The following is a 6,060-nucleotide window of genomic DNA, read 5'->3' as shown; positions in this document are numbered from 1 at the left end:
GGGTTGGATGCCAATGGTGCAACGGTTAGCGAGCAAGTTCCCTACATCACTGTTACCGACAATCCCCGGACGGTAGGTAAGCCCTATATCTTGCGGATATTAAATGATACCTTCTTTAAGGTCTCTTCCGCGGACTCTACCACCCTTAACAGTCAGCAAAAAGTTGTTGTCAGAGCTGGTCAAACCTTCAACGTTGTCCGCTATGGCTATACTGATGGTCACCTCAACGTTGACTTAGCAGTTCCTATCCCGCCAGTAGGTGCCAGTGGCTTTTTCTTTGCTCCCCATGTTCAGCTCCTCAAGGGAAACGAGCCGGTGCAGGCTAGGCGAGATCCTGACCCACCAGACACCTTAGTAGCGGCCCAGGCAAATATACTTGCTACAACCCTCTTAAAGCTACAACCTGTAGATTCCTCAACATTGCCTGCGAACCAAATGCTGCCGCTAAGGCAGGGGCAGGTTTTAGAGTTAACTGGCTATGCCTGTGTGCCAGGACACTTTCGGCTATCCCTCGCTCGACCAATTCCCAATTTTGGCAGCCATGGGTTTGTCTTTAAGGATCACGTGCAAGTGGTGGATCACAGGGGCAGAGTTATTGCCTTCAACCCTAATGCGTTTAGCATCGTGACTACGCAGCCAACGGTCTTCAAAAAGAGTCTTGCCAATGTTAGTCAACTGCCAGCCAATGACAAGATTTCTTTGCCAGCTAACCGGATGTATGGGGTTGCTGCATTTATGTTAGCCCAAGATCACATTAAGGTTTCTCTCACAGAGGAATTTCCTGGTTTTGGCAATACTGGCTTTATTTTTCAGGGCCACATTAGGATGATGCGGGGTGGCAAGGTAGTGGATGTTAATCCGTCTGAGGTGACGTTGAGCGTTCCCTATTTTTCTCAGCGAGACAATTCGCGCAAGCCATGGGCGACCTGTAATGTGACCTCGATCGCCATGGTGCTCTATTACCACGGTGTTCGTCCCAAAAATCCCAGACAGCAACTAGAAGACGAGTTGTACGATTGGTGCATCAGTCGGTATGGTCAAAATAGCCAAACCGATAACGGTGTGCTGGCCAACCTGATTAAAGCCTATGGGTTTAAGAATTCTAGCTTTAGCACTACACGCCGCTGGGAGCAGATAAAGCGAGAATTAGTGGATGGCTATCCTGTGGTAGTCGGTGGTTACTTCACCCACGGAGGACACATCATCACTGTCATTGGCTTTAACGAAAGGGGCTATTTGGCCCATGACCCCTGGGGGGATGCAACCACAGGCTATCGCAACAAGGAAGGGCGACGAGTTCACTACTCCAATGGCTACATGAACGAAGTAGCTGGCCCCAATGGCAATGTCTGGGCACACTTTATTCGACCGTAACTTTATTCGACCGTAGGTTCGACTACAGGGTATTTGGCAATAGAGGCTATTCGACAATAGGCTGCTGGGGAACCGGACGCTTTTTAGAGACTACCTTGCCAGCAGGTACTAGGGGCGTGACTGTTGCTCCACTACCTTCCCGCGCTACACGCACCAATAGTCCAGCAATGATCAAGCTAGAAATCATGGAACTACCACCGTAACTAACCATGGGTAAGGGCAAACCAGTTGTAGGCAGCACGCCGGTGGCCACCCCGATGTTGAGAATAGCTTGACTAATAAGGATGGTAACGGAGCCGATCGCCACTAACCGCAGCACTAGCAGTTTTGCCCGCAGAGCTACCCACAAGCCTATGGTGCTGTAAGCTGCAAGAAACAATAACAGTAGGCAACAGCCCACAAAGCCAAACTCTTCGGCAAAGACAGCAAAAATAAAGTCTGTGTGCTGAATGGGTAGATAGATCAGCTTTTGTTGCGAGTTGCCGAACCCCACACCAAACAGCTTGCCAGACCCCACTGCTAGTAAACTCTGAACAAGTTGGTACCCATCTCCTTGGGCATCTGCCCATGGATTCCAAAATGAAAGAATCCGTCGCCGTTGATATTCGCGGGTGCCTAGGCTGAGGGCCAACATGATGCCGCCGACACCGGCAGTGCTAAACAACTGCCAATAAGGTAACCCCGCAGCCAAGGCAACTAGCCACAGTAACAGACCACAGAGGGTGGCAGTGCTCAAGTTTGGTTGTAACAAAATGGCGGTGAGGATGCCCGTGAAGATGGCGAGCCAAGTTGATCGCACCGCCCACGATAACCGATGCCACTGACCGAAGACGTAGGCAGCTTGCAATACCAAAAATGGCTTGATCAACTCCGAGGGTTGGAGGGGCAAAAATCCCAGGTGCAGCCAGCGAGTTGCTCCATTGACGGTGGTACCCATGCCAGGAATAAGGGTAATCAAGGTGAGGCCAAAGCAAATCAGCAGCCCCCAATGGGCGATCGCAATCAGCCTACGCATGGGCAGGGTAACGACCACATTGAACCCCACCAAACCTACTACAATCCAGATGACTTGCCGTTTGACATAGTATAGACCATCGTGGAACTCAGCATCGGCTACAGCATAGGAGGCTGAAAATAGAAGTAACACCCCAACAAATAGCCACAAAAACGTCAGCCAACGCAACAGGCGAGCTGACAGTGACCAATCCTGTACTGTAGTGTCGGTGAAAGGATTAGGTAGCCGAAGATTCATGGAGCGATCGTAGACAGAACACAAACCAGTGACACTCAACGTTACTGATGGCTGCCAGATCTGTCAAGTGTTTTTCGGGTGCAGACCCATGACGAAGGCTCCTATTGGTAGGAGAAGCCCCGATTGGGTGCTGGTTCATCCCTAACCTCTACCTCAAAGGTGATGCGATCGCTAGCCTCGCCTTGGCGCACTTCAAGAGTCCAATGTCCTGGACGCAATGGCCAAAACAAGGACTGGCTTGCTTGAGTGGCCAGCAGGTTGCCATTGAGCCACCACTCTATAGGCTGCTGGGGAGGACTCGCTAGCTTAAACTCAAGACGCTCATGGGCCGATCGCCTAGACCCCACTAAAAACAGACTGCTATTCTGAGGCGATACAATTCGCAAGGCATCGCCAGCTAAGCGAGGATGAGACTGGCGTGCTAGCCATTCATCGTAGTCCTGCGAGAGGGAAACCTGAGATGTTGCCAAGCGAGGCTTACCCATTGTTGTAACGGTCTGTGCTTGGGACTGTGCCTCTTGCTCATAGGCCATTAAATCCTCTGGGAAGAGATATTCCTGCACAATCACATCACAATCAGGGGTAGGCTTTTTACCCGTCAGGGCACAGATAGGACGCTTCTGCAAGCCTACAGGAGACGAAAACGGTGCTGGTGGCTGTTGCTCATGGAGATGTAGCATAATGCGCTGCCAGAGGGGAGCAGCCCCCGTCACGCCAGATATGCGCTGCATGGGGGAACCGTCAAAGTTGCCGACCCAAACCGCGACGGTATAGTCCCTAGTAAATCCGATCGTCCATGTGTCTCGAAAATCCGATGAGGTGCCGGTCTTCACGGCTGTAGGAAAGGGCAAATCTAACACCGAATCTACACCAAAGGCTTGAGCACGGGCGTAGCGATCGCTGAGCATATCAGTCACCAACGCCCAAGCAGGCGAGGGGCGACCGTAAGCCTGATCAACCACAGCCAAGGAAGGGGCCTGGCTGGTTTGTGGTTGGTGGTTAGGGGTAAGGATAGGACGCAGGTCAGACACCCATGGACGAGATGCTCTAGAGAAAGCACGATCGTCACTGGCTAGTGCTAGAACTCGATAGGCCCGTGCTAGCTCCCACAGGGTAACCTCGCCGCTGCCTAGGGTCAGGCCCAAGCCATAGTAGTCTGCTGGGTGGCTGAGATGGGTAAAGCCCAGTTGATGGAGACGATCCAGAAACCGCTGTACCCCCACCATTTCCAGGATTCTGACAGCGGGAACATTCAGAGAATTTGCCAAGGCCATCCGCACCCGCACCGGCCCCTGAAAGGTTTCACTATAATCCGTAGGACTGTAGAGCTTAGCTCCTGGAATAGCGTAGTGGGTGGGTACATCCGCCAGAATTGTCCGGGGCTGAATCACCCCTAGTTCCAAGGCTAACTCGTACAAAAATGGCTTTAGGGATGATCCTGGCTGACGCAAGGCTTGTACACCATCATTTTGACCCTGCTGATCAGCAGCTAAGTAACTAGGAGAGCCAACATAGGCTAGCACCTCACCGGTAGGATTGTGCACTACCAGCACAGCCGCATGGTGAACGTTGTGATGCTCTAGCTCAGCTAAGACCTGACTCACCTGAGACTCAATGTAGGATTGCAGAGTACGATCGAGACTAGTTTGCACTTGAGGGATATGGTTCTCTGGTAGCTGAGTTGCCAACCACAGCAAGAAATGGGGGGCTGCTAAAATTCCCTGATGACGGGATTGAAAGGTGAGCACTTGATTGTAGGCGGCATCCGCCTGGGTGCGATCGATATACCCATCGGCTACCATGCGTCGCAACACATAGGCTTGGCGCTGGCGCAGGGCTTCTCGATGGCGATAGGGATCCAGATACACCGGATCATTAGGCAACGCCGCTAAAAGACTAGCTTGGGCGAGGGTCAAATCCCGTGCAGCTACCCCAAAATAGGCTCGCGCTGCTGCCTCCACACCATAGATATTGCCCCCCATGGGAATGCGATTAATGTAGGCGGCTAAAATCTCGTCCTTACTCATGCCAGCGGCTATGCGCCATGCCAGCCAGACTTCTTGAGCTTTTCCCCATAGGTTGTTGGGCACTGGCTTCACCATCCGGGCTAATTGCATGGTAATCGTGGAAGCACCACTGCGGAACTGCCGATGCCGAATAGCCTCTAGGGTGGAACGCACGATCGCCCGTACCTCCAGCGCGCCATGACGATAAAACCGTCCATCTTCAGCAGCTAGGATGGCCTGGATAAACTGGGGTGATACCTGAGACAATGGCACAGCCACGGTATGCTCTTGGTCACGACTCAACAACGTGCCAAGGATGAGGTTATGACGATCGCGAAACTCTATCGCCCCTGATTGGTGAGCCATATCGGTTGCGCGGATGGGTGCAAGGTATGGTAGCGATCGCACCAACAGCCCTACCAGCACCACCACCAGCAAACCCTGCATCCAGCGGTTATGCTGCCATTGTCCTAACCAGTTTCTGATCCATTGCCTGCGCTTCATGGTCACATACCCACTATGTCCTCGGCTAGCTGGTGCTCATTCTCGGCCAGCCCATCTGGTCTGATCAATCACTAGCACTGTGCCATAATCCTGATGCGATCGTCACTGACATGGGTCACCACTCCTAGTACGGGGATTTGGGGTTCAGGTTGCTTGGCCTGCTAACGACTATGCTCACTGACTTCAGATGTCATGGAGAGCGCCCCATTGTGTCAGGGGTAATATTGTGTCGGGGGTGCCTATAAGTCAGGGTGAACGGCTTGGGAATAGTCCCTTGATGTATCATCGTGTGTTAATTGCAAACGGATTGCTTGCAGCACTAGAAACTGACCAGTACCTCCAACCGCGATAATGCCAGTTGGAGCAGCAGTTATGGTGTTCATGCAGGGATTTGGAGCTTGCCTTTAGTATAGTAGACTGGTCTAGCTGTCTTACTGTTCATCGCGTTGTTGACAATCTTGACAATTTGCAGGAGCGATGGGCGGCAGAAGGGCGCTGTCTTGATGGATGGTAATGTTGAAGACTCGCGACCAACTTAGTCAGCATCCTGGGAGCAAGCCATTGTGGGATGGCCGATGGTTACTGATGGCGATCGTCATGGCCTATTTCTTGACGATCGCCCTTGGCAGTCTAGCCCTGCCTGCCTACCGAGTCTGGCGCAATGTGCTGGGGGTGCCTGCCTTAACCACGCCCTTCCGAGATTTACGGGTGATCACTGCCGCCTGGGACTGTCACCGCCTAGGGCATGATGTGCTGGTAGATAACCCCTGTTTGGGGGGTGCCCCTATGAACTATCCCAGGCTGTGGCTGTTGCCAGCGGTGCTAGGGCTTAACCAATCCCATACGCTGGTGCTAGGGGTGTTGGTAGCATTAGGCTTCTTGAGTGCGGTGTTTGTAGTCATCGGTCGGTTGACCCTGGGGCAA

4 protein-coding genes are annotated in these 6,060 nt (G+C 52.6%); 2 read left to right on the top strand and 2 right to left on the bottom strand.

Translation table 11 applies throughout. From position 1 onward, the window contains the following. On the top strand, positions 1-1,374 hold a 1,374-nt coding region (locus NZ772_12190; protein ID MCS6814308.1), incomplete at its 5' end, for a C39 family peptidase. A gap of 46 nt (positions 1,375-1,420) precedes the next feature. Here the strand turns inward: NZ772_12190 and NZ772_12185 are convergent. Both NZ772_12185 and pbpC read right to left on the bottom strand, forming a co-directional pair. Further along, a complete protein-coding gene (locus tag NZ772_12185; GenBank protein MCS6814307.1) occupies positions 1,421-2,626 on the bottom strand; it encodes an FtsW/RodA/SpoVE family cell cycle protein in 1,206 nt (401 codons plus the stop codon). A gap of 101 nt (positions 2,627-2,727) precedes the next feature. After that, the gene (pbpC, locus tag NZ772_12180) at positions 2,728-5,136 is read right to left on the bottom strand and encodes a penicillin-binding protein 1C (protein ID MCS6814306.1); all 2,409 of its coding nucleotides are present in this window, start codon (positions 5,134-5,136) and stop codon (positions 2,728-2,730) included. Positions 5,137-5,649: 513 nt separating this feature from the next. Here pbpC and NZ772_12175 point away from each other — a divergent pair. Then, on the top strand, positions 5,650-6,060 hold a 411-nt coding region (locus tag NZ772_12175), incomplete at its 3' end, for a hypothetical protein (GenBank protein ID MCS6814305.1).

Source organism: Cyanobacteriota bacterium (assembly GCA_025054735.1).
Taxonomy (GTDB): Bacteria; Cyanobacteriota; Cyanobacteriia; order SKYG9; family SKYG9; genus SKYG9.
Note: the sequence above shows the minus strand (reverse complement) of the source record. Positions and strands in the feature narration are given on the sequence as shown.

Bases quoted from the DNA above. Each gene is read 5' to 3' on its own strand.
- NZ772_12185 (MCS6814307.1), bottom strand. From the start codon at position 2,626: ATGAATCTTCGGCTACCTAATCCTTTCACCGACACTACAGTACAGGAT.
- pbpC (MCS6814306.1), bottom strand. From the start codon at position 5,136: ATGAAGCGCAGGCAATGGATCAGAAACTGGTTAGGACAATGGCAGCAT.